This is a genomic window from Nitrosomonas sp. (genome assembly GCF_043753625.1).
Taxonomy (GTDB): Bacteria; Pseudomonadota; Gammaproteobacteria; order Burkholderiales; family Nitrosomonadaceae; genus Nitrosomonas.
Genome location: NZ_JAYUWI010000066.1, coordinates 16,555 through 40,133, shown reverse-complemented (window position 1 = coordinate 40,133; position 23,579 = coordinate 16,555). Strand labels below are relative to the sequence as shown.

At 46.9% G+C, this 23,579-nt stretch carries 23 protein-coding genes and 1 pseudogene; 8 read left to right on the top strand and 16 right to left on the bottom strand.

Annotation, left to right across the window (positions count from 1 at the left end; translation table 11 throughout):
- Positions 1-244: 244 nt before the first annotated feature.
- Both ACH10T_RS06675 and pyrE read right to left on the bottom strand, forming a co-directional pair.
- Complete coding sequence (locus ACH10T_RS06675) at positions 245-1,024, bottom strand: helix-turn-helix domain-containing protein (RefSeq protein WP_394808531.1); 780 nt, start codon at positions 1,022-1,024, stop codon at positions 245-247.
- 263 nt (positions 1,025-1,287) lie between these two features.
- Positions 1,288-1,929 (bottom strand): orotate phosphoribosyltransferase, encoded by a 642-nt coding sequence (gene pyrE, locus ACH10T_RS06670; RefSeq protein ID WP_394808534.1) that lies wholly within the window; start codon positions 1,927-1,929, stop codon positions 1,288-1,290.
- Positions 1,930-1,956: 27 nt separating this feature from the next.
- Here pyrE and ACH10T_RS06665 point away from each other — a divergent pair, with 27 nt between their 5' ends.
- From ACH10T_RS06665 to ACH10T_RS06650, 4 genes are all read left to right on the top strand, one after another.
- Positions 1,957-2,730, top strand: coding sequence for an exodeoxyribonuclease III (locus ACH10T_RS06665; protein WP_394808530.1), 774 nt, complete (start codon positions 1,957-1,959; stop codon positions 2,728-2,730).
- Positions 2,727-4,103, top strand: a complete 1,377-nt coding sequence (locus ACH10T_RS06660; RefSeq protein WP_394808529.1) for an AmpG family muropeptide MFS transporter — start codon at positions 2,727-2,729, stop codon at positions 4,101-4,103. The genes ACH10T_RS06665 and ACH10T_RS06660 overlap by 4 nt, the downstream gene beginning before the upstream one ends.
- A gap of 6 nt (positions 4,104-4,109) precedes the next feature.
- The gene (gene zapE, locus ACH10T_RS06655) at positions 4,110-5,321 is read left to right on the top strand and encodes a cell division protein ZapE (RefSeq protein ID WP_394808528.1); all 1,212 of its coding nucleotides are present in this window, start codon (positions 4,110-4,112) and stop codon (positions 5,319-5,321) included.
- A gap of 438 nt (positions 5,322-5,759) precedes the next feature.
- A complete protein-coding gene (locus tag ACH10T_RS06650; RefSeq protein WP_394808527.1) occupies positions 5,760-5,933 on the top strand; it encodes a hypothetical protein in 174 nt (57 codons plus the stop codon).
- 1,029 nt (positions 5,934-6,962) lie between these two features.
- On the opposite strand, the gene ACH10T_RS06645 is transcribed toward ACH10T_RS06650, so the two are convergent.
- The 10 genes and pseudogenes from ACH10T_RS06645 to ACH10T_RS06600 form a co-directional block, all read right to left on the bottom strand.
- Positions 6,963-7,688 (bottom strand): formylglycine-generating enzyme family protein, encoded by a 726-nt coding sequence (locus ACH10T_RS06645; protein ID WP_394808533.1) that lies wholly within the window; start codon positions 7,686-7,688, stop codon positions 6,963-6,965.
- Positions 7,689-7,877: 189 nt separating this feature from the next.
- A complete protein-coding gene (locus ACH10T_RS06640) occupies positions 7,878-8,093 on the bottom strand; it encodes a formylglycine-generating enzyme family protein (RefSeq protein WP_394808526.1) in 216 nt (71 codons plus the stop codon).
- A gap of 1 nt (position 8,094) precedes the next feature.
- The gene (locus tag ACH10T_RS06635; RefSeq protein ID WP_394808525.1) at positions 8,095-9,102 is read right to left on the bottom strand and encodes a reverse transcriptase domain-containing protein; all 1,008 of its coding nucleotides are present in this window, start codon (positions 9,100-9,102) and stop codon (positions 8,095-8,097) included.
- Complete coding sequence (locus tag ACH10T_RS06630) at positions 9,077-9,574, bottom strand: HRDC domain-containing protein (RefSeq protein WP_394808524.1); 498 nt, start codon at positions 9,572-9,574, stop codon at positions 9,077-9,079. Before ACH10T_RS06630 ends, ACH10T_RS06635 begins: the two co-directional genes overlap by 26 nt.
- 15 nt (positions 9,575-9,589) lie before the next feature.
- Positions 9,590-12,655 carry a formylglycine-generating enzyme family protein gene (locus ACH10T_RS06625; RefSeq protein WP_394808523.1) on the bottom strand — a complete coding sequence of 1,022 codons (3,066 nt, stop codon included), beginning with the start codon at positions 12,653-12,655 and terminating at the stop codon, positions 9,590-9,592.
- Entirely contained in the window at positions 12,645-13,646 is a 1,002-nt protein-coding gene (locus tag ACH10T_RS06620; protein ID WP_394808522.1) for an AAA family ATPase, read from the bottom strand. Before ACH10T_RS06620 ends, ACH10T_RS06625 begins: the two co-directional genes overlap by 11 nt.
- Positions 13,643-15,073, bottom strand: a complete 1,431-nt coding sequence (locus ACH10T_RS06615; protein ID WP_394808521.1) for a toll/interleukin-1 receptor domain-containing protein — start codon at positions 15,071-15,073, stop codon at positions 13,643-13,645. Before ACH10T_RS06615 ends, ACH10T_RS06620 begins: the two co-directional genes overlap by 4 nt.
- Positions 15,074-15,103: 30 nt before the next feature.
- The gene (locus tag ACH10T_RS06610) at positions 15,104-15,265 is read right to left on the bottom strand and encodes a hypothetical protein (protein WP_394808520.1); all 162 of its coding nucleotides are present in this window, start codon (positions 15,263-15,265) and stop codon (positions 15,104-15,106) included.
- 145 nt (positions 15,266-15,410) lie between these two features.
- On the bottom strand, positions 15,411-16,022 hold the full coding sequence (locus tag ACH10T_RS06605; RefSeq protein ID WP_394808519.1) for a formylglycine-generating enzyme family protein: 612 nt from the start codon (positions 16,020-16,022) through the stop codon (positions 15,411-15,413).
- Positions 16,009-16,845: pseudogene (locus ACH10T_RS06600) on the bottom strand (DUF5995 family protein). Before ACH10T_RS06600 ends, ACH10T_RS06605 begins: the two are co-directional and overlap by 14 nt.
- Positions 16,846-17,163: 318 nt before the next feature.
- Here ACH10T_RS06600 and ACH10T_RS06595 point away from each other — a divergent pair.
- Positions 17,164-18,150 carry a malate dehydrogenase gene (locus ACH10T_RS06595; protein WP_394808518.1) on the top strand — a complete coding sequence of 329 codons (987 nt, stop codon included), beginning with the start codon at positions 17,164-17,166 and terminating at the stop codon, positions 18,148-18,150.
- Between the two features lie 34 nt (positions 18,151-18,184).
- Here the strand turns inward: ACH10T_RS06595 and ACH10T_RS06590 are convergent, their stop codons facing one another.
- Together ACH10T_RS06590 and fur are read right to left on the bottom strand one after the other, a co-directional pair.
- The gene (locus ACH10T_RS06590; RefSeq protein ID WP_394808517.1) at positions 18,185-19,354 is read right to left on the bottom strand and encodes a lytic murein transglycosylase; all 1,170 of its coding nucleotides are present in this window, start codon (positions 19,352-19,354) and stop codon (positions 18,185-18,187) included.
- Between the two features lie 106 nt (positions 19,355-19,460).
- The gene (gene fur / locus ACH10T_RS06585) at positions 19,461-19,901 is read right to left on the bottom strand and encodes a ferric iron uptake transcriptional regulator (RefSeq protein ID WP_394808516.1); all 441 of its coding nucleotides are present in this window, start codon (positions 19,899-19,901) and stop codon (positions 19,461-19,463) included.
- A gap of 77 nt (positions 19,902-19,978) precedes the next feature.
- Here fur and ACH10T_RS06580 point away from each other — a divergent pair, with 77 nt between their 5' ends.
- The 3 genes from ACH10T_RS06580 to ACH10T_RS06570 are packed head-to-tail and all read left to right on the top strand — an operon-like array spanning position 19,979 to position 22,099.
- The gene (locus ACH10T_RS06580) at positions 19,979-20,392 is read left to right on the top strand and encodes an outer membrane protein assembly factor BamE (RefSeq protein ID WP_394808515.1); all 414 of its coding nucleotides are present in this window, start codon (positions 19,979-19,981) and stop codon (positions 20,390-20,392) included.
- Positions 20,393-20,433: 41 nt separating this feature from the next.
- Positions 20,434-21,240 carry a 4-hydroxy-tetrahydrodipicolinate reductase gene (gene dapB / locus ACH10T_RS06575; RefSeq protein ID WP_394808514.1) on the top strand — a complete coding sequence of 269 codons (807 nt, stop codon included), beginning with the start codon at positions 20,434-20,436 and terminating at the stop codon, positions 21,238-21,240.
- A gap of 58 nt (positions 21,241-21,298) precedes the next feature.
- On the top strand, positions 21,299-22,099 hold the full coding sequence (locus ACH10T_RS06570) for a symmetrical bis(5'-nucleosyl)-tetraphosphatase (protein WP_394808513.1): 801 nt from the start codon (positions 21,299-21,301) through the stop codon (positions 22,097-22,099).
- Here ACH10T_RS06570 and ACH10T_RS06565 read toward each other — a convergent pair.
- A complete protein-coding gene (locus ACH10T_RS06565; protein ID WP_394808512.1) occupies positions 22,053-22,847 on the bottom strand; it encodes a lysophospholipid acyltransferase family protein in 795 nt (264 codons plus the stop codon). The genes ACH10T_RS06570 and ACH10T_RS06565 overlap by 47 nt on opposite strands.
- A gap of 388 nt (positions 22,848-23,235) precedes the next feature.
- Positions 23,236-23,553: a P-II family nitrogen regulator gene (locus tag ACH10T_RS06560; protein WP_394808511.1), complete on the bottom strand. Its 318-nt coding sequence runs from the start codon at positions 23,551-23,553 to the stop codon at positions 23,236-23,238.
- Between the last annotated feature and the right edge of the window lie 26 nt (positions 23,554-23,579).

Below are 23,579 nucleotides of genomic sequence, written 5' to 3'. Positions count from 1 at the left end.
CCGTAAAATTCTTTCGCTTTATTCCCGTCATTTCCTGCTCCTTCTTAGCAGGATACCATCTTAATTTACTGTCCTGAAAGGAGGGTCCACTATAGATTGATTAAGCGCTAAAGCAGGTTCACTCTATACTTGTTCGAATTGAGTGAATATGATTTTTTTGCTTTTCTACTAGGATTTTTTTGCAGACATCTACATGAAGCTTGGAATACCCATCATTTTTCAAATAGCTATCGATGTAGCTCATTCAGTTAATATGTTTTCTCTGATAGCACGACGGTGCCATGCCAATATAGCGACGAAACAAGCGTGCAAAGCTGGACGCATCAGCAAATCCGCTTAGTTGCGCGACATCGGTAATGGTTATTTCCGGATTGTGCAGGAATTCTTTGGCCTGCATGATTCGATGTTTTATCAGAAATTCACGAAAAGTAATGTTATGTTCATTGCGAAAAATTCTGCTGAAAGTGAAAATACTCATTCCGCAGATGGATGCCACTTCTTTCTCGATGATTTTTTCCTGAAAATGCGCTTGTACATAATTAATGGCTTGAATTGTGCGTTTCGATAGAAGCGCTGTAGGACTACCATGAAATTCTTTGGGGATCTGACAACGTCTAAGGAGATTTACTCGCGGCTTAGTAGACCGAAATCTGAGTTGAATGGAAAGTTGGTTAATTTCTTCGATGACCGATTCTGCTTCAAGAGGCTTTATCAGGTAGTTTCTAACACCGGTTCTGAATGCCCAAACCGCTAAATTCTCATTGTGTTGAAGAGTCAACATGATGACGGGGATGCCTGGGTGATCCAATCGAATCTGCCTGAGCAATTGTAAGCCGGGCACGTCAGGAAAATCGTAATCGAAACAAATCAGATTGGGTTTGTTTTTTGTAATGGTGCATGTGATTTGATTCGTATCGACCGAGTAAATTTTGTGGACAGCTATTTCGTTTTTCCTAGAAAAAATAGGCTGCGCATTTTTATTATTTTTACACAATGCTATCCATAAGATATTGATATCTCTCATTCCATATCGCCTCGTTTGAATGGTAATAACTGAAAACCAAAATCTCTCGATATCAGTTTTCAAGCATTCTGAACTTCGAAGTGAAAGGTTCTATACCGATCCTTTCAATTGATATTTACTCAATAACGCCAATGCGCACAATCACCGGGATTACACCGAGCGTAGATGTAGCGCAATGCCTTTTGTTAGCGCCAACCTTGTTTGTAATCTTCACGTGACTGTAATTCGAGACCTCGAGAGAGTACTACTGGCAAAGCCAACGATTATTTGATTCCATATTGCGCACGATAGCGCTCCACATCACGGAGATTATATTCAAGCTCTCGATGATTTTGTAAATATTCAACTAAATCATCCAGGTTAATAATAGAAGTTACCGAAAGACCATGCATTTGCTGCACTTCCTGCACCGCTGATAGCTCCCCGATCCCTCGTTCCATCCGATCAAGCGCAATCACGACACCGCTTGGCGTTGCAGCCGAGGTTTTAATCAGATCGACCGATTCGCGCACTGAAGTACCCGCAGAAATCACGTCATCAACAATCAACACCCGTCCTTTCAGCGGCGCACCGACCAACACGCCGCCTTCGCCGTGATCCTTGGCTTCCTTACGGTTAAAACAGAATGGATAGTTGTGACCCATTTCTGCCAGCGCGATCGCAATTGTGCTGACCAGCGGAATTCCCTTGTAAGCGGGGCCGAACAGCATATCAAACGGAAGCGCTGCAGCGACAATCGCTTTGGCGTAAAATTGCCCCAGCTTACGCAGTGAATCGCCATCATTAAATAAGCCGGCATTAAAAAAATAAGGGGACATGCGCCCTGCTTTGGTTTTAAATTCACCAAAGCACAACACATTGCGTTCAATAGCAAACTGAATAAATGCTTGCCGGAAATCGGACATAAACTTGATCAATCCAAAAATAAAGATATGCAAATTATAACGCTTAACCTGAACGGCGTTCGCGCGGCGGCAAAAAAAGGCTTTTTTGAATGGCTGGCCGCACAATCGGCGGATATTGTGTGTGTGCAGGAATTAAAAGCGCAATTGCCCGATCTTTCCGGGGATATGCTGTCGCCCGACAGTTATCACGGTTACTTTCATTGCGCGGTGCAAAAAGGCTATAGCGGTGTCGGTATCTATTGCCGCAAGCGACCGGATAACATCATCGAAGGCGTCGGAATCCCGGAAATTGATGCGGAAGGCCGTTTTATTCAGGCGGATTTTGGTAACTTGAGCATCATTTCACTCTACCTGCCATCCGGGTCCAGCGGCGAGCACCGTCAGGTCGCGAAATTCTTTTTTATGGAAAAATTCTTTCCGGTACTGAAAGCACTGATCGCCAGCGGTCGGGAAATTATTTTGTGCGGCGACTGGAATATCGCACACAAGGAAATTGATCTGAAAAACTGGCGCGCCAATCAGAAAAATTCCGGTTTCTTGCCCGAAGAACGTACCTGGTTGTCCAATGTTTTAGATGATACCGGTTTTGTCGACGTGTTCCGGCAGCTTAATCCGGAAGCCGATCAATACACCTGGTGGTCCAATCGCGGACAAGCCTGGGCGAAGAATGTGGGCTGGCGAATTGATTATCAGATCGCCACACCAGCAATTGCGCAAAAAGCGCGCAATGTTTCCATTTTTAAAACGGAACGTTTCTCCGATCATGCGCCGTTAATTATCGACTACGATCACACCTTATGAAATCCACAGGATTTTCCGGTTGGTTGCAGGCATTGCGCGTTTATACCCATCCTCGCGTACTGGGCATGCTGTCGCTGGGATTTTCTGCCGGGCTTCCGCTGTTGCTGATACTCGGCACACTATCATTCTGGTTGCGCGAAGCGGGCATCGACCGCACTACAATTGGACATCTCAGTTGGATCGGCTTGGCGTACAGTTTCAAATGGCTGTGGTCGCCGTTAGTGGATCGGCTGTCCCTGCCGCTGTTGACGCAACTGCTGGGACGGCGCCGTGCGTGGTTGTTGCTGTCACAAATTATCATTACCGCTGCATTGGTAGGGATGGCCAGTACAGACCCCATTGTGAATTTGACACAGATGGTATTTTTCGCACTCGCGGTGGCCTTTGCTTCCGCCACGCAGGATATTGCACTTGATGCCTATCGTATCGAAGCCGTTGCAGCTGAATTGCAAGGGGCTATGGCCGCCACATATCAAGCCGGTTACCGCATCGCAATGATCCTGGCCTCGGCGGGTGTGCTGTGGATCGCTGCGGCGGTGGATCTTTCTGCTGATGCCTACGACCATGCGCCATGGCGCTTCGCTTATCTGATAATGGCTGCCAGCATGGCAGTCGGCATTATCTCGACGTTGATCATTCGCGAACCGGATGTTCCATACAGCAAACTCATTTCAGAAAATGAAGCAATTGCACAACAAGCGATTGCACATTGGAACCTTCATCCGCGCATCAGGGCCATGTTGATCTGGCTGTACGGCGCACTGATCGCCCCTTTTCGCGACTTTATCGTGCGCCATGGCCGGCAAGCCTTGCTGATCTTAGGCTTGATTGCCATTTATCGCATATCCGATGTGGTAATGGGTGTAATGAGCAATCCCTTCTATGTGGATATGGGTTACAGCAAAGATGAAGTCGCCACGATTTCAAAAGTGTATGGCGTGATCATGACCATCGCCGGCGCGGCGATTGGCGGTGTGCTGACCCTGAAAATCGGCATTATGCGCACGTTGTTCCTGGGTGCGGTGTTGTCCGCTGCAACCAATTTGTTGTTTGTCTGGCTGGCGGGACGCGGTCACGATGTCAGCGGATTGATTTTTACCATTTCAGCGGATAATTTGTCTGCCGGTATTGCTTCGTGCGCTTTCATTGCTTACTTGTCGGGCTTAACCAATTCCGCCTACTCGGCCACCCAATATGCCTTATTCAGCTCGGTGATGCTGTTGCTGCCCAAATTCATCGCCGGTTTCAGCGGCCAATTTGTTGACGCTTATGGCTATGAAAATTTCTTTATCGCCACGGCGCTTTTGGGCCTACCTGTTCTGATACTGGTCTGGCTTGCCGGGCAAGCAAAATTTGCAACTTCTGCCAAATAATCGACCATGCAACAGAATTTAGACAAAACAGGCCCGGAAGCAGAATACCAAACGCTGATGCAAGCGGGCGAATTAAAACCAGATGACGATCAAGTCAAAGCAGTCGCTGTATTAGAACGATTACACCGCGAGCTCATCAATTACCCGGCAATCGGAAATAAACGCGATGGCTTCACGTTCAAAAGCTGGTTTCCTGCCGGTATCTTTCGTTGGCCAGGCAATGACAAACCTGCCCCAAAAGGTATTTATCTCTATGGCGGTGTCGGTCGCGGCAAATCTATGTTAATGGATTTGTTTTATTCCGTCGCTCCGATTGCGTCAAAGCGACGGGTGCATTTTCATGAATTCATGTTGGACATCCATGCCCGGCTTAAGGAATGGCATGATCTTTCCGTGCGGGAACGCGCACAACACGGTAGCCGTGCTAATGATGATGACCCAATGCCATCCATCGCACGGCAAATAGCCAGTGAAGCAACACTGTTATGCTTTGACGAATTACAAGTCACTGACATTGCCGATGCCATGGTTCTGACACGATTGTTCAAGGAACTGTTTGCCCGAGGCGTGATTGTGGTCGCCACATCCAATCGCCCCCCCGATGATCTTTACAAGAATGGTTTGAATCGCCAGCGCTTTCTGCCTTTCATTGCGCAAATCAAGGAAAAACTTGAAATTATTCCACTTGAGGGGCCGGTAGATTATCGCTACAACCGTTTGAAAGGCGCAGAAACGTATTATTTCCCTATAAATGCAGAAACCACAGCCCAATTATCAACAACTTTTTTCCGTCTGACCGACCGCCGTATTGAAGACCGGGCGAAAGTGCCCAGCGAAGTGTTGAATGTGCAAGGACGCACGCTGTTTGTCCCTAAAGCAGCACGCGGGGTTGCGGTCTTTTCGTTTAAGCGCCTATGCGCAAATCCATTGGGAGCAGCAGATTATCTCGCTATCGCCAGAACCTATCATACTGTCATCATGGTCGCGATCCCGCAATTCAGCAGGGAGAACAGCGATGAGGCCAAGCGCTTTGTGAATTTTATCGATGCACTCTACGAACATGGCGTCAAATTCCTCTGCTCGGCCGTTGCACCACCCCAATCACTGTATACCGGAGGCGATGTCAGTTTTGAATTTGAGCGTACGATTTCCCGCTTGATGGAAATGCAATCGGAAAGCTATCTGGCAAGCGGTCATGGCAAAACTATCGCGGTTTAGACAAGCCATTTTTGACAAATCATCAATAAGAACAGGAGGTCAGCCGTACACTTCATTTTTTATCGATGTATTCCGCGAATCTAGCATCAAATTTTAGTGCTCAATCATTGCACCCTTTCAATCACTACACGCCTATCTGTTGCATTTAAATTCACACATAATTAACATTTTTAATGTTATCCTTAAATCGGAGTAAGTGTTATCGCTTATTCTTAGTTACATCACTTAATTACTTCAAAAATCATATCCTATCCTTTTAGAAGATTAAGTTTGTACAAATAGATAGTCTTCTAAAAGCATATTTTCTGTCTTTGGAACTGCAATTTTATTCCAGATAGAGATTGTAGACTAGGTATGTGACTTGTAGCTGATTGAGTTTCAACGTAACGCTGAATATATCCATTAACATCATTTGATATTATTACAAAGGAGATTGTCATGAAATATTCACTAATTGCAGTTGTACTGTTAGCCATCATGTTGACCGGGTGTAAAGGCGAGGGCAAACCAGGTCAATACCCACCAAGTCTATATAAAGAAAGAGACAGTGCATTGTCTGATGCCGAACTAGAAAAAAATAAACAAGAAGCTGCGGGGAAAAACGGTAAATAAGTGTTTCTGCTGTTGATTCTTTAATATTTCATAGAGAGTCGATTCTGAAGCATTTGCAACAAGCTAAAGAAGCAAATGAATGAGCATTTTATTTTGCATAAGCAAAAACTATAATGAGCAGATAAAATGTTAAAGCTTGTTATCCAAACGACCCTGGTGAAATACCAGGGTCGTTTTTTTGAAACCAGTATTTAAGCAAATAATCCGTAAATCCTATCACAAGCAATGCAGTGACAATTACATTGCACAGCTAACATTTTCCTGTTATATCGTATTGCCCGCAAGCCATCACCCGGAATCCCGCGCAGTGTTGTGACAAAAATCACATACACAACAGAGCAATTACTGGATACTGTTCCTAACGTACTGCAGAACACTCTCTCTCCTACTTCTGCTACGTTCTCCAACTTTTGACGATAAAGTTTGAGATACTTCCCGGTCAAATGGACCTAACGGTTCATTTGACCTTTTTTATCAGAACCGCATGTGAATTTTGTTTTAAATGCCCGTGGCATCGCAAAACAGAAGAGATAGTTAAGGAAATTCTGATTAAGTTGATTACATTCATGGTTCGACAATCTCACCACGAACGTAATCAATATATTACCGTTCGTCCTGAGCCTGTCGAAGGACTTAATCAGCGCTTCCTTAACGAATTTCTGAATAATCCGCTTTTGTCATTCCGAATAAAGTGAGGAATCTTTGGGAATCAACTACACAGATTTCTCGCCATGCTCGAAATGACAATTCTTCAGGGCGCCTCTAAAAATTTAAAGTTCCAAACAAAACGAGGCGCGAGCAAAAAATGGTTACGCAGCATATGATTGATATGTAAGGAAACATTTTTTGTGAGCAACAGAGTGTTGTGACGAAATTTGGATTTTTAGAGGTGCCCTTCAAAGGCCTCTTAAGCGCTGATAGGACCCGCAGTCCATCCCCCGCCTGTCCCCCGCGCGCTCCGCCGCGCAGCTGCCAGTCAGCTGCTGGCCTGCTCCACTGGCTGATGCAATGCCCTCCGGGTATTGCAACCTACCTGAGCTCATGACCTCGGGCAAGACGGAACCCAGTGAGGTTGTCGCGGCCCGACGGAGCGTGGCGATCGCGGCGAGCAGAACGCCAGCGCCCGCCGTAGCCGCTCCAAGAGCCGCCGCGCAGCACGCGGGAGTCGCCTGATTCCAGCCCTTGTGGATCGATTACCGGCTCCGCCGGGTAATCTCCAAACCGATCCTGGCACCACTCCCACACATTACCGTGCATCTGGTACAAGCCCCAATCGTTACAATGCAGTTCTTTGACTTCGATAGTCTGTTCCCGATATTCGCTCGGACTGCCATTGTTGTATGGATAATTTCCATCAAAATTAACCAACGTTGAGTCCATCTGATCTCCCCAGCAAAATGGCGTAGCACTCTCGGCACGGCAGGCGTATTCCCATTGCGCTTCGGTCGGCAGGCATAATTTCAACTCTGCTTTCAGGCCGTTCATTTTGGTAATGAAAGTTTGAGCATCCTCCCAGTTGACGCTATCTACTGGAAGTTCTTCCCCTTTAAATTCACTGGGATTTTCCCCCATCATCACTTCCCACAGCGCTTGCGTCACCGTAGTATCCGCAATCCAGAACCCTTTGGTTAAAGTCACCTGATGTTGCAATTCATCATCATAGCGTTCCGGCTCATCTGGTGGCGACCCCATCAAAAACGTTCCCGGTTCACACCAACGAAACGCCTGCCGCACGTCTTTGTAGGTGAATGCCATCCACAGCCCGAATTCATCCTCGCCCCAATCAGATGCCCAGGCTTCCGGGAATTCTTCGGGGAAAATGGTGTGCTTGCGGATATGGATCATAAAGAATTTATTTCTTCAGTTTTATAAAACGATCAACCGGCGGGCGTTCACACGAACATCCATCCGCATTACTAGCGCATCCGGCGACCTTGCTTTTTGTCAATCAACCATCAAATTGAGCTGGATAAAGGTCTGGTCATTCACGCTCATTCCAACAGCGTGTCGAGCTCGGGCAAGACGGAACCCAGTGTTGTTGTTGCGGTTCGACGGATCGTTGTGATTGCGGTTAGCAGAACGGCAGTTCCTGCCGTTGTTGTTCCAAGAGCCGCCGCGCAGCACGCGGGAGTCGCCTTTTCGACCTTCACCCATCATCATTCTACACAACCAGCGCAGGGTGTTGCAGCAAATTCCTTCGCCGCCAGCCCAGGCTGTCCGTTCCCTGAGTGATTGAGTGTACGGCGGCGTAGGCCGTTTGCAACTGTGCCGGAGTAATCCATTCCTGCCGGCATTGGTGTTCCCAGTACAAGCGGCGCTGCTGATAACGGCGTTTGCGGCGCATGCTCATTCGCATGACACCCGGCAGAATGCGATAACCACAAAAACGAATACCCTGATCGCTCTGCTGGATTTGCCAATTGGGTTTGACCGTAAGCTGACGCTGTTCATGTAGCCAGTTCTGCACCCGGAGTAAAATCTCTTGCACTTGTTGCTTATCGTCACACCACCACACGATATCATCCATATAGCGCACATGCGCGCGCACTTCCGGCGATTCATTCAGCAACCGATCCAGCCCATCCAGATAATAATTGGCGAAATATTGCGAGGTCAGCGAACCAATCGGCAAGCCTTTGCCGGGTCGAGTATGGTAGCAAGCCAGCAGACGCTGCAACTGCGATTCAAATGCTTGCCCTTTGAAGCGACGCAACAGTGTCGACAATAAAATATCCTGGTCGATGCAGGCAAAATAACTGTCAATGTCTATCTTGCCGTACCATCCATACCGGCGGATAGACTGCTGTGCCGAATCTGCCGCCCGGTGCACACCCAAGGCCGGGCGGCAAGCAAAACTGGTTGACAGCATGGCGCGCTCTAATACCGGCCCGGCCAGATTGATGAGGGCATGATGAAAAACCCGGTCCTCAAAACAAGCAGCATGAATGGTGCGCCGTTTCGGATTATGAATGATAAAAGAACGAAAATCCCCGTAAGGCATTCGACCATCCAGAATAGCCTGGGCTAGCTGATTCAGATTTTTCTCAGCTTGTTGAAGAAACCGGCTGATTGGATCGCGGTGGCGTTTGCCGCTGGCAGCTTTGTGTAACGCCAGCGTCAGATTGGCATGACCGGCAATCTGTTCAAGATCGATCCGAATGCGCTTCATCGTCGCCTTCCGGTACATCTCGTTCCCAAAATTCGGTCAATTTTTGCAGAAATTGCTCGCCATATTTTTCCACCCGTGACTTTCCAACACCCGGAATGGCCTGTAATGCGGTTTTATTGCGAATCCGTTGTTCCACCATCGCGGCCAATTGCTCATTGGTGAACAAGGCATACGGTGGCACACCATAACTGTCAGCAAGCTCCTTGCGCAAATTACGCAGTTCAATATACAAACCAAAATCCGTTTCACTCAGCACTTGCTTGTAATCTATTGATGATTTTTTCTGAATACTGGCAGAAGGCGCGGCTTCGCCGTCCAGCCAGGTCACACAGATTGACCAAAAACTATTGACACCATCAACAACCAAGTGTTTCTCCACAAAACTGACACGGTGTTGACTGCAAAAAGCATTCAGTTCTTCTGTGGATGAATCGGGAGCACGGGCAGGAATGGCAAAGAACTTGTATTTCATCACTTCATTAAATATTTAAACTGATCCAGTATACCCTTCTGCTCTTTCCCACCCCGCAGTCCATCCCCCACGCGCTCCGCCAGCGTGGCTGCCATCCGGCTGCTGGCCTGCTCGAACTGTCCTGACTGACTGGAGCTCATGACCTCGGGCAAGACGGAACCCAGAGTCGTTGTGGCGGACCGACGGATTGCGGAGATAGCGGAAAGCAGAACGGCAGTGCCTGCCGTCGCGGCGCCAAGAGCCGCCGCGCAGCACGCGGGAGTCGCCCGATTCCGGGCCTGTTGGATCAATTACCGGCTCCGCCGGATAATCTCCAAACCAATCCAGGCACCATTCCAACACATTGCCCTGCATCTGGTACAAACCCCATGCATTCGGTGAGTAACTTTTAACATCGGCTGTTTCCTTTAAAGTACCTTCTCCCCATTTGTCCGATTCATATTCCCAAGTGCCGCGATAATTCACCTTATCAAGCGACAACTCACCATCGAAATTAAACGCGCCGGTTGTCCCCGCCCGACAGGCATTTTCCCACTCGGCTTCGGTGGGTAAACGCAGATTCAGTTCAGAGTGCTGTTTGTTGAGCTGCTCAAGAAAATTCTGAATTTCATTCCAACTGACATTTTCTACCGCCCTCATTCCACCTTTGAACTCGCTGGGGTTACTGCGCATTACGGCTTCCCATAACGCCTGAGTACAGGCAGTTTCCGCCAGCCAGTAGCCTTGGGTGAGAATAACAGGATGCTGAGTCTCGTCACTATAGCGGCCTGCCTCATCTTCTGGAGATCCCATCAGGAAACTGGTGGGTTCGATCCAGCGGAAACGCAATAGGATGTCTTTGACGATCACATCAGCATAAAGACCGTATTCATCTCGACCTGCGCCATCAGCCCAATCAGGTTTTAAACTAGGTGATTGGGGCGATTGACCACTCCAAAACCCCGGATACAATCCTGTTCTAGAAATCAAGAAAGGAGGATGCCAATACCACCGATAGATATTATTTTGTTGATCCTTTGATTCGGCATAAATTCCTTCACTGCCGCTTCCCATAAATACCATCCAGTCTTCTTTCTGCTGCTGCGCTGATTTGACATCAACAGTAATACGTTCCCACCCAATCTGGAATGTATGCTGCCCGGTTGCCAGGAGCTGAAAGGTTTGATCTCCGGCCTGACCAAGATTCAAACTGACGATATGCTGTTCGCCGCGCTGATCGGTATGGGTGTGGAAAATGTGCGTATCGGTTAGGTTTAACGTCAGTAAAGTGGTACCTGATTGTGCGTTTACACTCCAATCGTCTTGCATTGCAGTTTGAAAAGTATCCGGCTGAGGTATTTCTATTTTTTCCGGGATCAGTGCCAACTTTTCACCCACTTGCCGAAAATGATAAATCCGCACGGCTTGCGTCGCGTTCAGGAACAACCAGGCTTCTTCCTTCTCCGCATCAGACAAATCACTCGGCCACTCACTGGTGGTAACACCCGTTTTTTGTTCATCTCGCTTCTTGGCAAATGCCATGAATGCACACCAATAGCGGTGTTCTTGACGGATCGTCTTGACTTCATACCGCACCAGATGGCGTTTTACCCAAGCATGTAACAAACTGTTATCTAAATTGACTTGATAGGTTTTCACCATATCCTGCATGAATTGCTCCGTTGCTTTCTCGACTTCAACCGGCAATTCCAACCCAAGCAGTTTCAGGCTATACATCGCTTCAAAATACAATTCGTCGGGATACAGCGCGTGATAGCGGCCGATTAATTCGACCAACTTTAGCTTCTGCTCCGACGACAATGCATCGATCAAACGTTGTGCTTGTTCGAGATAATTGGACTTGCTACCGGCCTGCCACCCCCATTCGTCGCCTTCGCTGACGACCGCCGCATGCCGCCAGATCGCGGCTTCATGTCCGATGTCATACCCTCCTGGCAACAAATTGCGCACAGTACGCAATAAACCGCTATCAGCACGCACGACGGCAAAAAAGTAAGACAACAATTCGTCGATACTTTCCGGATGATTGCATTTGTCTTTTTCGGCCTGGTAATCACCTTTGATCAGCTTGAGTCGACTCGTTCTATCCCATACGATACAATCAAAAAAACGCAACAAGCGGTTATCGATGTGGCGCTCGGCAACCGGCATCAAAACTGCTGCACGAAACCCTTGCGCATTCAGCATTTGTCCGAATGCCAACCAACCATAAAGGGTTTGACGTGATTGGGAATGCATGCCCAAATCGCTGAGGATCAAGATTGGCGTACCTTGCTCGGGTGAACTCCACGGCTCAATGAATTCCCGCTGTTGCTGATAGCGCACAACATAGCTACCCGGCTCATCGTAAACATATTGCACATCCAATCCTTCGTTACCACGCGCTTGTAGCAGCCGATCCCGCAAATGCAAGAAATCACGGCGATACGGAAAGTTATCGTCATTGATATCGATCAGCACCTGTGCCTTGATAGCCCAGTAAAACCGTTGCTTGCGGGGGATCTTTCGAATCATTTCGTACTGCGCCGCCTGTTTCACCAAACGCGCCGTGTCGGGTCGCCGACCTTCGACACGGTTGCCAAGAATTTTCTGCAAGAATGGCAATAAGCGTGACCATGCTGTCAATTCAGTGTGCAGTGGCTTTACTTGATGCATGCTGGGAATTCGTGTTTTAGTTTCTTCCAGCAAAGTAGGAGAAGCTTCGGTAAACCAAGCCGGAAGATTTAGTTCGGTGGTTTCTGCCTGATTCTCCGTTTGATCTATTGATCGTGACGTGATGCGGTAATAGGAAGAAGAGGTTGAAGCAGATTTGAATGATCCCTCATCTGTTGGTGGCTCCGGATCAATGACACTATTGCTGTCAAACTCTTCTAGTTTCTGTTGATTTATTTGCGATTGATCTTTGTAGGCTACATCCTGACGTAACACTTCATGTTTCTCAAACCCTAGTATTTCAGCAATCTGTTGATGCTGACTGGGATCTACTGAGTCAAAACCCCATAACAGGTCAGCACGGCCCAATGCGCTCTTACTGCGCACAAACTTATGCGTTATCACTGGGTCGGAAACGTCACTTGTCATGCATCACTGGATATTTGCGCAAGGCAAACTCGCTGATCTTATCCAACAGTTTGAGTTGTGCATCTTCTGTTTTTGCCAACACCGACAATGCTCGCAGAATGTCCAGATACTCCGCTTGCCCAGGCGGGGTAACACCTTTATCTTTAGCCATGACACGATCTTTGACCAATTGTCCGGCAGCTTTAGAACGAACATCCGGACTGCATTGGTCGCCAAAATGCAATTTTCCGCGTTCCACCAGCAAATCAATCAACGCTTTATCATCCTTGGGCAAATCCAGATTCAATACCAGGCAACGGCGTACAAAAGCCGATGGCAATTCGCGCTCTTCATTGGTGGTAATGATCACCAGTGGCGGCAAATTGCCCTTACCGCCTATCGTCGTATTCAGCCAAGGAATCTCGACCGCGTTGTTACCCAGAATTTCCAGCAAGCTATTCGGCAATTCAGCATTCGCCTTATCGATTTCATCGATCAGAATCACGCTGCCATGCGCTTGCTGCCAACCTAGCGGTCTTTCCGGCAATGACAATTGATAATGGCTATCTTCGTAAACCTTGTGCGCAGCCTCCCAATCCAACGCCCACCACAGTACCCCCGGTGAAATAAAGCGCTGGGTATCAAGAATGGCTCTTTTATCATCACCAGCCTTGATCGTCTGCGCTTCCGCCAAACGACTCACCGCATCAAACTTCCACAACAAATCCTGGCCTTCGGTATGCGCATTCACTACTTCGTACACAAACAATCGCCCCAAAACCACCGATGCCGCATGCGCCAATTGACTTTTACCCGTTCCCGGATCACCACGCAACAACACCGGACGGCGAGCCGCCAAAGCAGTTTTCAACACATTGATACTTTTCTCGTCAAACTGATGCACTGACTGCGGCCATGAACCGTATTCCGGCAAATTGAGTTCAAGTTTAGTAAGTGCCTCGTCGAGTTTGGCAACATCAGTACTGATTTTCTGGAGAATTTCTGGATTCATTGGGGTTTATGCTCTTCTAGGGTTTTATAAAACTCACTGATCGCGACCATCAAATCAGCGTCTTCAACGATAAAGGTTTCTTCAACCTTGCCAGATTTAATCCGAATAAACGACAAATCCGGTAGTAATCTTTTTAGTTCTTTCTGTACTGTTACGTCTGCTAATGGTGAACTGGAATCGCTTGGAATCAATAGAAAATAATTCTTTCTGAGCTTCAGGTTTTTATGTTGTTTACGTTGCTGAATGGTTCTTTGAAGAATGCCGATAGCCTTCTCTTCATCCAACTGACTGGATATTTCTTGCTCCATGACGCGATGGAATAATCTCTTAATGATATCCCGCACGATATCCTTTGACCGGATACCAGATTCCAATGCCACTCCTTTTGCACCTTGCAGATTCAAATCGTGCCGCCCAAACTGGAAGCGGGGAATGGTTTGTGCTTCACGAGAAATTACTACCTCAACACTGCCAAAGCTCATGTCCGGCAATAGGTGGTCGTGTTGATTATTCTGACTTCGTTCATGACAGTATTGGGCCATCCAGTCATTTTTTACATTGAACAATACGAGCTTGGACAAAGTGTCCTCGGCAGCTTGATACAACTTTCTGATTGCCAAGATATCCGAACTTTCCAATTCTTCATAACTGTCGACAAAAGCCGATTGCAAGTTCTGGATGATCTGTACGAATTCGCCTTTCAGGCATTCATCAACCAAATACCCATGCAGTCCAGCAGCATCGGTATAATCCAAGTCACAGTTCTTGATCACATGATCCCGGAATAATTCTGATTTTTTTAAATCCTGCGCCAGAATTTCTTTGATTTCTTCCAGGAAATCATCATCCGATGGATAGGATCGGCCAGCTTGTTTAGGTTGGATTAAATCTAGTAATTGCGCGTAATCCTCCTTTCTTAATTGTTCCAGTGGCGTCGTTACGCGACCTGCTGCGAAATTCAGTAGTTTATTTATATTTTGATAAACATCTCGATATATCTCAACTTGCTCATATTCCTTAGTAAACACTATAGGGTCGCGTCCCTTCAAGTTTGCGTCTGCAGTACGATATTTTTCTTCCCAGAAATCTGTCAATTCGATCCGGTAATTATCATTCTGTAAATTACAATCATCAGCTTTGATCGGATGAGTGCGATCTTTGAAGTCACCTTTCCGCCAAGTTTCCAGCAATTCATACATACACCACTTGGATCTGAAATAGGCATCGCTGAACACAGTGATAATACGTTCGCTTCCACTCAGCTTGTCCATAAATTCCCGAATCAAGTCACCATGCTGCAATTTCTTGTTATCCCGAACAAGAAAAATATTCCGTTCTCGGCATTGCGCCTCTAATTCACCTACAATCCCGGTTTCATCTTCGATACGCCAGGAATAGGAAACAAACACTTTAATGTGATCAACCATTAACTAGCCCTTAGTTAAGAAATGGAGTTTTCATTTCAAGAAATTTTGTGTCAACAGCATGCAAAACTCACCCCGCAGTCCATCCCCCGCCTGTCCCCCGCGCGCTCCGCCGCGCAGCTGCCAGTCGGCTGCTGGCCTGCTCCACTGGACTGATGCAATGCCCTCCGGGTATTGCAACCTACCTGAGCTCATGACCTCGGGCAAGACGGAACCCAGTGGCGCAGTCGCGGTCGCTCCAAGAGCCGCCGCGCAGCACGCGGGAGTCGCCTGATTCCGGCCCTTGTGGATCGATTACCGGCTCCGCCGGGTAATCTCCAACCCGATCCTGGCACCACTCTCACACATTACCGTGCATCTGGTACAAGCCCCAGTCGTTACAGTACAGTTCTTTGACTGCGATAGTCTGTTCCCGATATTCGCTCGGACTGCCATTGTTGTATGGATAATTTCCATCAAAATTAACCAACGTTGAATCAATCTGATCTCCCCAACAAAATGGTGCAGTACTCGCGGCACGGCAGGCGTACTCCCATTGTGCTTCGGTCGGCAGGCATAATTTCAACTCTGCTTTCAGGCCGTTCATTTTGGCTATAAAGGCTTGGGCTTCCTCCCAGTTGATTTTCTCTACTGGAAGTTCTTCCCCTTTAAAATGACTGGGATTATCCCCCATTACTACTTCCCACAGCGCTTGTGTCACCGTCGTATCAGCAATCCAGAATCCTTTGGTTAAAGTGACTTGATGTTGAGTTTCATCATTACCGAACGATTCCCGTTCCGGTTCATTTTCCGGCGATCCCATCAAAAACATCCCCGGTTCACACCAACGAAACGCCTGCCGCACGCCTTTGTAGGTAAACGCCATCCATAGACCGAATTCATCCTCGCCCCAATCAGAGGCCCAGGATTCCGGAAATTCTTCGGGGAAAATGCTGTGTTTACGGATATACATGGCGGATTTTAGTGAGCATTACGAACCCATCATTCCAAAATTTCAATACGCTGACGTGTCGTACCCCGTTCCCCGTTCCCCGTTCCCCGAGGCGAATGATTCCGATGATCAGGGATGGGTAATAGCCCGGATGAGAAATCACACGGGAGAATAATGCGATCATTTCATCTTTGTCGATGATCGCTTGCTGGCGTTGTTCTTCGGGTAATGGAGATAATTTTTCTGCGAATGACCAAGCGGCATCACGGGCTTTTTCCATGCTGAAATTGATGATCGCTGTTTCCACGCTACCCAGAGCACTATTGAGCAATTTCAGGAGAGGCCATATTTCCGCCAGTTCCTTTTGTACGTCACCCACCAGGCCAGCAAGTACGCCATTGATCTTATCAAAGTCACCTTAGAGACCGGGTAGCTCTCCTGGGGGAACTGTTTCTGCCGCAGCAATTCCCAAGTCCAGGTTGATATGCGCGTTCATGCCGATCAGCAAATGCTGTAATACAATCGGCCACCAGTGTTCGGTCTCATTAAATGCACGCACCCAGGATTGGGTCGGCGTTTGTTCGGTTTGATATTGATAGCACGCATGAATGTAGCGATTGGCAAAAATGATATCGAGCCGTTCCATACGCGGGCCATCGTCAAAGAAATTGTCTGTACTGCCTTTCTTAACTTGGATGGTCACTTTGCGATACAACGCTGCAAAGTGACCGATGCGAGAATTATTTTGTTTGGACCATTCAATGATGGCTGTTAATTGCGCGATCACTTCGTCAATCGATGTAGCGGGAGTAGAAATAGAAGCGGGGAAACTTACTGTACTCATAGCATCTCCTTTCAGTTATTCAACTTCAGCATCATACGCAATACAAATCATGATGCAAGTTCAATGTACGCGCGCTTATCATTGATTGAGGCTCGTATCATTACATGAGATTCTGAAAAATTTTGTAGCAGTACAAATTCCTTTATTTCCCAGATACTCTTTTGTATTTCAATCTGCAATCAACACCCTATCGCATTTATTTTTCCTCAAGCAAACTTGCTCTTCCGCGAGCCCCTGATTGCAAGTATAATTCGTTCACTTTTCCCCATATACCGCCAATCTCCTAAGCTATTGGCGGATTCTCGAGGATTGGAAAAAATGAAATCGCCTATTCGTATTGCTGTCACCGGTGCAACTGGACAGATTTGTTATAGCTTGCTATTTCGCATTGCAGCTGGCGACATGTTTGGCAAAGACCAACCGGTCATTCTGCAGTTGCACGACATTACTGATGCGCAGCCGTTTTTCGAGGCCATCGTCATGGAGTTATATGACTGTGCTTTCCCATTATTAACTGAAATTATCACTACCGATAATCCAGAAGTTGTATTTGATAATGTGGACATTGCCCTGCTGGTAGGTGCCCGGCCGCGTGGCGAGAATATGGAACGCAAGGATCTCCTCGCAGCCAATGGCCCTATTTTCATCGCGCAAGGAAGAGCGCTTAACGTCGCTGCCAAGCGACATGTCAAAGTACTAGTCGTCGGCAATCCTGCCAATACGAATGCTTACATTACCTTAAAAAACGCACCCGATCTGGATCCCGCGAATTTCTCGGCGATGTTAAGGCTTGATCATAATCGCGCAGTGTCTCAAGCCGCACTGAAACTCCATGTCCCTGTGTCAGACATAAAAAAAATGATCGTATGGGGCAATCATTCCAATACGCAATTTCCTGATTTAAGCCATGCAGCCGTTGGCAATGACAAGGTGGAATCGCTAATAAGCGATGCAGCTTGGGTTGAAAATCACTTTATCCCCACAGTGCAAAAACGCGGCACGGCGATTATTGAGGCGCGTCGTGGAAAATCCAGCGCAGCCAGCGCGGCCAATGCGATCATCAATCATATGCAGAGTTGGATTTTTGGTACTCCAGAAGGTGATTGGGTATCTATGGGCGTACCAGCCAATGGATGCTACGACATACCCAGAGGGGTTATCTTCAGTTACCCAGTCACTTGCAAGAACGGCCAGTATAAAATTGTCGAAGGATTAGAAATAACTCAGTCAGATCGAGAAAGAATACAAAAAAGCTATCAGGAATTGATTGCTGAGCAGGAAGCTATTAAGCATCTATTGACTTAAATCGGCTGCCTCGAATACTTTTCTCAATAGCTTGTTAGCGCACCATACTGGCCGCTTCACGAATAGCCATCAATAATGTTGCATCCAAATGACCATCCGCAATACGCTGTGTATTTTTCTGGAAACTGCTAATTGCTTGACGGGTAACTGAACCCATTACACCATCCGCGTCACCGGCATCAATACCCAGTGTAGACAAATCCATCTGAAGCTGGCGTACTTGTTCGCGGGATATTTTTTCCGTATCAGCCCGTGGTGTACGATGTAATGCGGCCGCGCCGGCAATGCGATCTGCCAGATGCCCGACTGACAGCGCATAAAATTCCGAGCGATTCCAGCGCATAATCACATAAAAATTCTTGGTAACCAAAAAAGCGGGTCCTTGATGGCCTGAAGGAACGAGCAATGCGGCTTTTTGTTCAGTAGGAACTAATGGCGTTCCAGCGGCCGTGGTAACACCCAGTTTTGCCCATTCCGCCTCACTCAGCATTTGATCACGCCCTGCCAGCGAATAATCAAAAGCTGGTGGCAACCGGACTTCCCGTCCCCAGTCTAAACCAGGCACCCAACCCAATTGCCGTAAGAAATTTGCTGCAGATCCCATGGCATCCGGGATGCTGCCCCACAGATCACGACGCCCGTCGCCATCGATATCTTTGGCATAGCGCAAGAAAGTCGATGGCATGAATTGCATATGCCCCATGGCTCCCGCCCATGAGCCGATCATCCGTTCCGGCGAGATATCTCCCGCATCAACAATGCGCATGGCATTGAACAATTCCTGTGTGAAAAAGGTGCTGCGACGCGGATCACAGGCAAGCGTGGCTAATGAATCGACCACTGACCAGTCGCCAAAATGCCCGCCGTAGTTAGTTTCCAGACCCCAGAATGAAACCAGATATTGTGCCGGAATACCCGTTTCCTGCTGAATCTGATTCAGTAAAGTACGATATTTGGTCAATAATTCCCGGCCACGCTGAACACGCTCTTCATTGATCCGTGTGTTAAAGTAATTTGCAAATGTTTGCGTGAATTCCGGTTGGCGCCGGTCCAGTTCAATCACACGCGGCATGTATTTGGCTTTATCCAGTACCTTGCTGATTGTTCTATCAGAAATACCTTCGGCTTTGGCTTGTGATTTAATTCGAGCAATGCACTCACCAAAATCGTTATTTTCGGCATGAACAGTGTGTGTGAACGTCAAAAGAACAAACACCACGATTCCTGAACCTATCTTCCTGCAACATGCGCTATGCGCTAAAGAAAAATTAAAAATAGGGAAATAGCGGGTAGCGATCACTGGCATTTTGTTATTTTCGATGAGGGCAGTTTGGTTTAGTGCAATCCGCATAGAGCGACAATGAATGTTCCTGCAGCGTAAATCCCCGATCTTTCGCAATGGCTGTTTGGCGTTTCTCTATTTCTGCATCATAGAACTCTTCAACACGGCCACACTGCAAACAAACCAAGTGATCATGATGACCATCACCTTTCAGCTCAAAAACAGCTTTTCCACTTTCAAAATGATGCCGCTCCAACAATCCAGCTTGTTCAAATTGTGTTAGAACACGATAGACAGTAGCCAATCCGATATCTTCACCTTCACTGATCAATACTTTATAAACATCTTCAGCAGATAGGTGGCGTACGCTGCTTTGCTCGAACAAATTCAGTATTTTGAGCCTTGGCAGTGTTGTTTTTAGGCCAATATTTTTGAGATCTTTACTTTTCAGATCGTTGAAGTTACCCATGGTTCTCTCTGTTCGTAAAATTATTTACTGTATCATATAGTGCTGTGTTCACTTTGGAAACATATAATATTAACAAAATGGTCGCAAAAATTTTCGCACTGCTTACGTGCCTGTTGTTGGTAGGGTGTTCATTCCTGCCTGCCATTCTCTACAGGATAGATGTGCAGCAAGGCAATGTTGTTTCAGAAGAAATGATAGAAAAATTAAAACCTGGCATGACTAAATCCCAAGTACTCTTCGTTTTAGGATCACCACTAATTATGGATGCTTTCCGTGATAACCGATGGGATTACGTCTACTTATTTCGTGAGAAGGGAGAATTAATCGAACAAAAAAGAATGACCGTTTTTTTTGAAAATGACATCTTGGTGAATATTGAGAATCATTTATCTTTCTCTAAGGATCCCGTCAAACCGAAGCCAGCCGAGGCTAGCCCTGATGCAGAAAAAACTCAGTCTGACGATGCGGAAGCTAAGAAAGCTGGTCATTGATACTAATTCTTTCTTTAAATTTAAAACCAAGCGAAAACAAAATGATAATTCAAAATATTGCTATCGCAGGCAGCTCTGGACGTATGGGTCGAACATTGCTGGAAGCAGTCACTCAAGCGCCCGATATGCAGCTCGCTGCCGCACTCGAAAGAGCTGGCAGCCCCTATCTGAATAAAGACGCAGGAGAATTAATAGGCGCCAGTTGTGGCACCCCTATAGTGAGCGACTTTTCTAGTGCCTTAGAAAGCTGCCATCAATTAATTGACTTCACCCGCCCGGAAGGCACATTGGCTCATCTTTCCGCTTGTCTTAAAGCTGGCGTAAAAATGGTGATCGGCACCACCGGTTTTTCGGTTGAAGAAAAAGCCCACCTCAAAGCAGCATCCAAGGATATTGCTATTGTATTTGCACCTAATATGAGTGTTGGCGTGAATGTAACTTTCAAGTTACTGGAGATTGCCGCAAAAGTCCTGAATGAAGGCTACGATATTGAAATTATCGAAGCACATCACCGGCACAAAGTGGATGCACCATCCGGCACCGCACTGCGTATGGGCGAAGTAATCGCGGAAACCTTGGGAAGAGATTTGAGTAAAGTGGCAATTTACGGACGTGAAGGCGTAACCGGTGAGAGAAACCCGGGAACCATCGGATTTGCGACCATCCGTGCAGGTGATATTGTGGGTGATCATACCGCGCTATTTGCCGGTATCGGCGAACGCGTGGAAATCACTCATAAAGCCAATAGTCGCATGACCTTTGCGATGGGCGCATTGCGCGCGGTGCGTTTTCTGGCAGACAAACCCAATGGCTTATTCGATATGCAGGATGTGCTTGGACTACGCTAATATACTCTATTACTAAAACAGCAATGTAACGTTACATTCGCCCAGCGATAACCCAAAGATGGCAACTTATGCAATCGGTGATTTACAAGGCTGTTTTACTGCATTCCAACGGCTTATTGATTTAATCCAGTTTGATCCTGCACAGGATCAGTTGTGGTTGGTTGGGGATATCGTCAATCGTGGCCCTGATTCATTATCCCTATTGCGTTATATCAAACAAGCAGGCGATGCGATGATCATGGTGCTGGGCAATCATGACTTACACCTATTGATAGTTGCAACAGGCATCGCAAAAAGCCATTCCAGTGACACAATTCAGCCTATCTTGGATGCGCCCGACCGGGATGAATTGCTACATTGGTTGCGGCAGCAGAAGCTACTTCATACACAAGGGCAGTATGCCATGGTACACGCCGGTTTGTTGCCATGCTGGTCAGTTGCGCAAGCTGAACAATTAGCAAGAGAAGTCGAGCATGCTTTGCGTCAAGATAATTATCAGGAATTTTTCTCGCAGATGTATGGCAATGAACCCAATTACTGGCAAGATGAATGGACCGGTTATAACCGCTTGCGGGTAATTATCAATGCCATGACGCGAATGCGTATCTGCACTGCAGCAGGCAACATGAATTTTTCTTTTAAAGGTGATCTGCAATCCATCCCGCCGGGCTATGTGCCGTGGTTTAACGTTCCGCAACGAGCTAGTCAGGAAAAAACTATTATTTGTGGCCATTGGTCGGCATTAGGGCTGCGCATCACAGATAACTTGATTGCATTGGATACTGGTTGTGTCTGGGGCGGACAACTGACTGCTATTCGTCTGGAAGACCGGAGAGTTTTTCAGCTTCCTTGTGCGTAATAGGTAGCATCAGCGTATCAGCGATCGCTTGTTCCGATAAGCGTGCCAATTCCCGTCGATTCTTCAAACCACATTGAATCGGCAGATTAAAAGTCAAATTAACATCAATGCTTGCCTGGCTCAGTATTCTCTGTAACGACAAGACCAGAGAAGGCTCTATATAAGCAGCCTCCTGGCAGATATCGCCTGCGCTATTACGATAACTAATGGCCACGGGATAAAGTAATGCATCGGAGGTTACTGCCGATTGCAGCAATGACGCATGAAAATGATTTAATTGCATACCAGTGGTTGTCGTGCCCTCGGGAAATACGGTGACCCGCTCACCTTGTTCCAATACTTCGCTGATTTGCTGATTGATACGCAAGGTGTCGCTACGTTTTGCACGTTCAATAAATAATGTGCCAGCATTTCGACTCAACAAACCCAATACCGGCCATTTACTGATTTCTGCTTTGGCCACAAAACGAGTCGGACAAGCTGTCATCAGCACACAAACATCCAACCAGGATACGTGATTAGCAGCAAACAACACGCGCGGCACTTCCGCTGCCGGCAAACTGCCATAACAATGCAGCCTGATTTCGAGAATAGATAGTAAACCGGCTGCCCAATTCTGCATCATACGGCGCTGAATATTCTGTGGAAAATACGGATAGACAATGGACTGCAGTAATCCTGAAGCAATTTGGAACAGCAAGCGGACCATGCGAATAACACGCAGTAACAGAGGGGTGGTTTTTTGCATGTAGCGAACTGTGCTGGGTAACGGTTGCGTAGATCTCAGGTAGTCAGAAATTTACCAGGAAGACTCACCGGTAGTTACTTTTATTGTGTCCCGTAGATCCGGCTTTTCTTATCAAAATTGGGAAACGGGATTATACAGACAAATGTGCGTGAACTTCTGTATTGGAATACTAATCTGTGCCAGACATGGGATTAAACGATAAAGAATCCTTAAATCTTGCGCAGACTATAGAAAGTAATATGTGTGATTGGATGGATATTGCATTAGTGACTTCACATCACATATCACCTAGCTTTTAAACGAAAAATTCTGTAATACGCGCAATTCACAACTAAAAAATTATTGCGCGTATTACAGAACGATACAAAGGATCTAAAAGAATCCGGAATTAATAAGAAACTGCCGGCCCTTCAACCCAATTGCAATCGGAAATCAGGCACATACCGCCTAACTTCTTTAGCGCAGGTCTAATTTCATCAAGTACTTTTTGTGCTTGGTCTTCTTTACAAGCAAGAACAACCATGACATTTTCTTGTTCCATCAAAACATCACCGGGGTCTCGTATACCGCGTGACCCGAGTCCGCCTGCATTTTTAAGAATAGTGTAACCACGCACTGAGCATTTTTCTAACAATTCGGTCAATCGTTCGAGTTGTTCAACTCCGATAACAATCTCAAATCGTTTCATTGCTATTGTGTTATTCATAAATTTTTCCCATCAATAAACATTCA

What these genes read in the sequence shown, in the direction of transcription:
- ACH10T_RS06645 (WP_394808533.1), bottom strand. Translation starts at nt 7,688, where the DNA reads ATGGCATTCACCTACAAAGACGTGCGGCAGGCGTTTCGTTGGTGTGAA.
- ACH10T_RS06560 (WP_394808511.1), bottom strand. Translation starts at nt 23,553, where the DNA reads ATGAATAACACAATAGCAATGAAACGATTTGAGATTGTTATCGGAGTT.
- fur (WP_394808516.1), bottom strand. Translation starts at nt 19,901, where the DNA reads ATGGGTAACTTCAACGATCTGAAAAGTAAAGATCTCAAAAATATTGGC.
- ACH10T_RS06635 (WP_394808525.1), bottom strand. Translation starts at nt 9,102, where the DNA reads ATGAAGCGCATTCGGATCGATCTTGAACAGATTGCCGGTCATGCCAAT.
- dapB (WP_394808514.1), top strand. Translation starts at nt 20,434, where the DNA reads ATGATAATTCAAAATATTGCTATCGCAGGCAGCTCTGGACGTATGGGT.
- ACH10T_RS06660 (WP_394808529.1), top strand. Translation starts at nt 2,727, where the DNA reads ATGAAATCCACAGGATTTTCCGGTTGGTTGCAGGCATTGCGCGTTTAT.
- ACH10T_RS06620 (WP_394808522.1), bottom strand. Translation starts at nt 13,646, where the DNA reads ATGAATCCAGAAATTCTCCAGAAAATCAGTACTGATGTTGCCAAACTC.
- ACH10T_RS06650 (WP_394808527.1), top strand. Translation starts at nt 5,760, where the DNA reads ATGAAATATTCACTAATTGCAGTTGTACTGTTAGCCATCATGTTGACC.
- pyrE (WP_394808534.1), bottom strand. Translation starts at nt 1,929, where the DNA reads ATGTCCGATTTCCGGCAAGCATTTATTCAGTTTGCTATTGAACGCAAT.
- ACH10T_RS06675 (WP_394808531.1), bottom strand. Translation starts at nt 1,024, where the DNA reads ATGAGAGATATCAATATCTTATGGATAGCATTGTGTAAAAATAATAAA.
- ACH10T_RS06615 (WP_394808521.1), bottom strand. Translation starts at nt 15,073, where the DNA reads ATGGTTGATCACATTAAAGTGTTTGTTTCCTATTCCTGGCGTATCGAA.
- ACH10T_RS06640 (WP_394808526.1), bottom strand. Translation starts at nt 8,093, where the DNA reads ATGATGATGGGTGAAGGTCGAAAAGGCGACTCCCGCGTGCTGCGCGGC.
- ACH10T_RS06625 (WP_394808523.1), bottom strand. Translation starts at nt 12,655, where the DNA reads ATGACAAGTGACGTTTCCGACCCAGTGATAACGCATAAGTTTGTGCGC.
- ACH10T_RS06630 (WP_394808524.1), bottom strand. Translation starts at nt 9,574, where the DNA reads ATGAAATACAAGTTCTTTGCCATTCCTGCCCGTGCTCCCGATTCATCC.
- ACH10T_RS06565 (WP_394808512.1), bottom strand. Translation starts at nt 22,847, where the DNA reads ATGCAAAAAACCACCCCTCTGTTACTGCGTGTTATTCGCATGGTCCGC.
- zapE (WP_394808528.1), top strand. Translation starts at nt 4,110, where the DNA reads ATGCAACAGAATTTAGACAAAACAGGCCCGGAAGCAGAATACCAAACG.
- ACH10T_RS06580 (WP_394808515.1), top strand. Translation starts at nt 19,979, where the DNA reads ATGGTCGCAAAAATTTTCGCACTGCTTACGTGCCTGTTGTTGGTAGGG.
- ACH10T_RS06610 (WP_394808520.1), bottom strand. Translation starts at nt 15,265, where the DNA reads ATGAGCTCAGGTAGGTTGCAATACCCGGAGGGCATTGCATCAGTCCAG.
- ACH10T_RS06570 (WP_394808513.1), top strand. Translation starts at nt 21,299, where the DNA reads ATGGCAACTTATGCAATCGGTGATTTACAAGGCTGTTTTACTGCATTC.
- ACH10T_RS06605 (WP_394808519.1), bottom strand. Translation starts at nt 16,022, where the DNA reads ATGTATATCCGTAAACACAGCATTTTCCCCGAAGAATTTCCGGAATCC.
- ACH10T_RS06595 (WP_394808518.1), top strand. Translation starts at nt 17,164, where the DNA reads ATGAAATCGCCTATTCGTATTGCTGTCACCGGTGCAACTGGACAGATT.
- ACH10T_RS06665 (WP_394808530.1), top strand. Translation starts at nt 1,957, where the DNA reads ATGCAAATTATAACGCTTAACCTGAACGGCGTTCGCGCGGCGGCAAAA.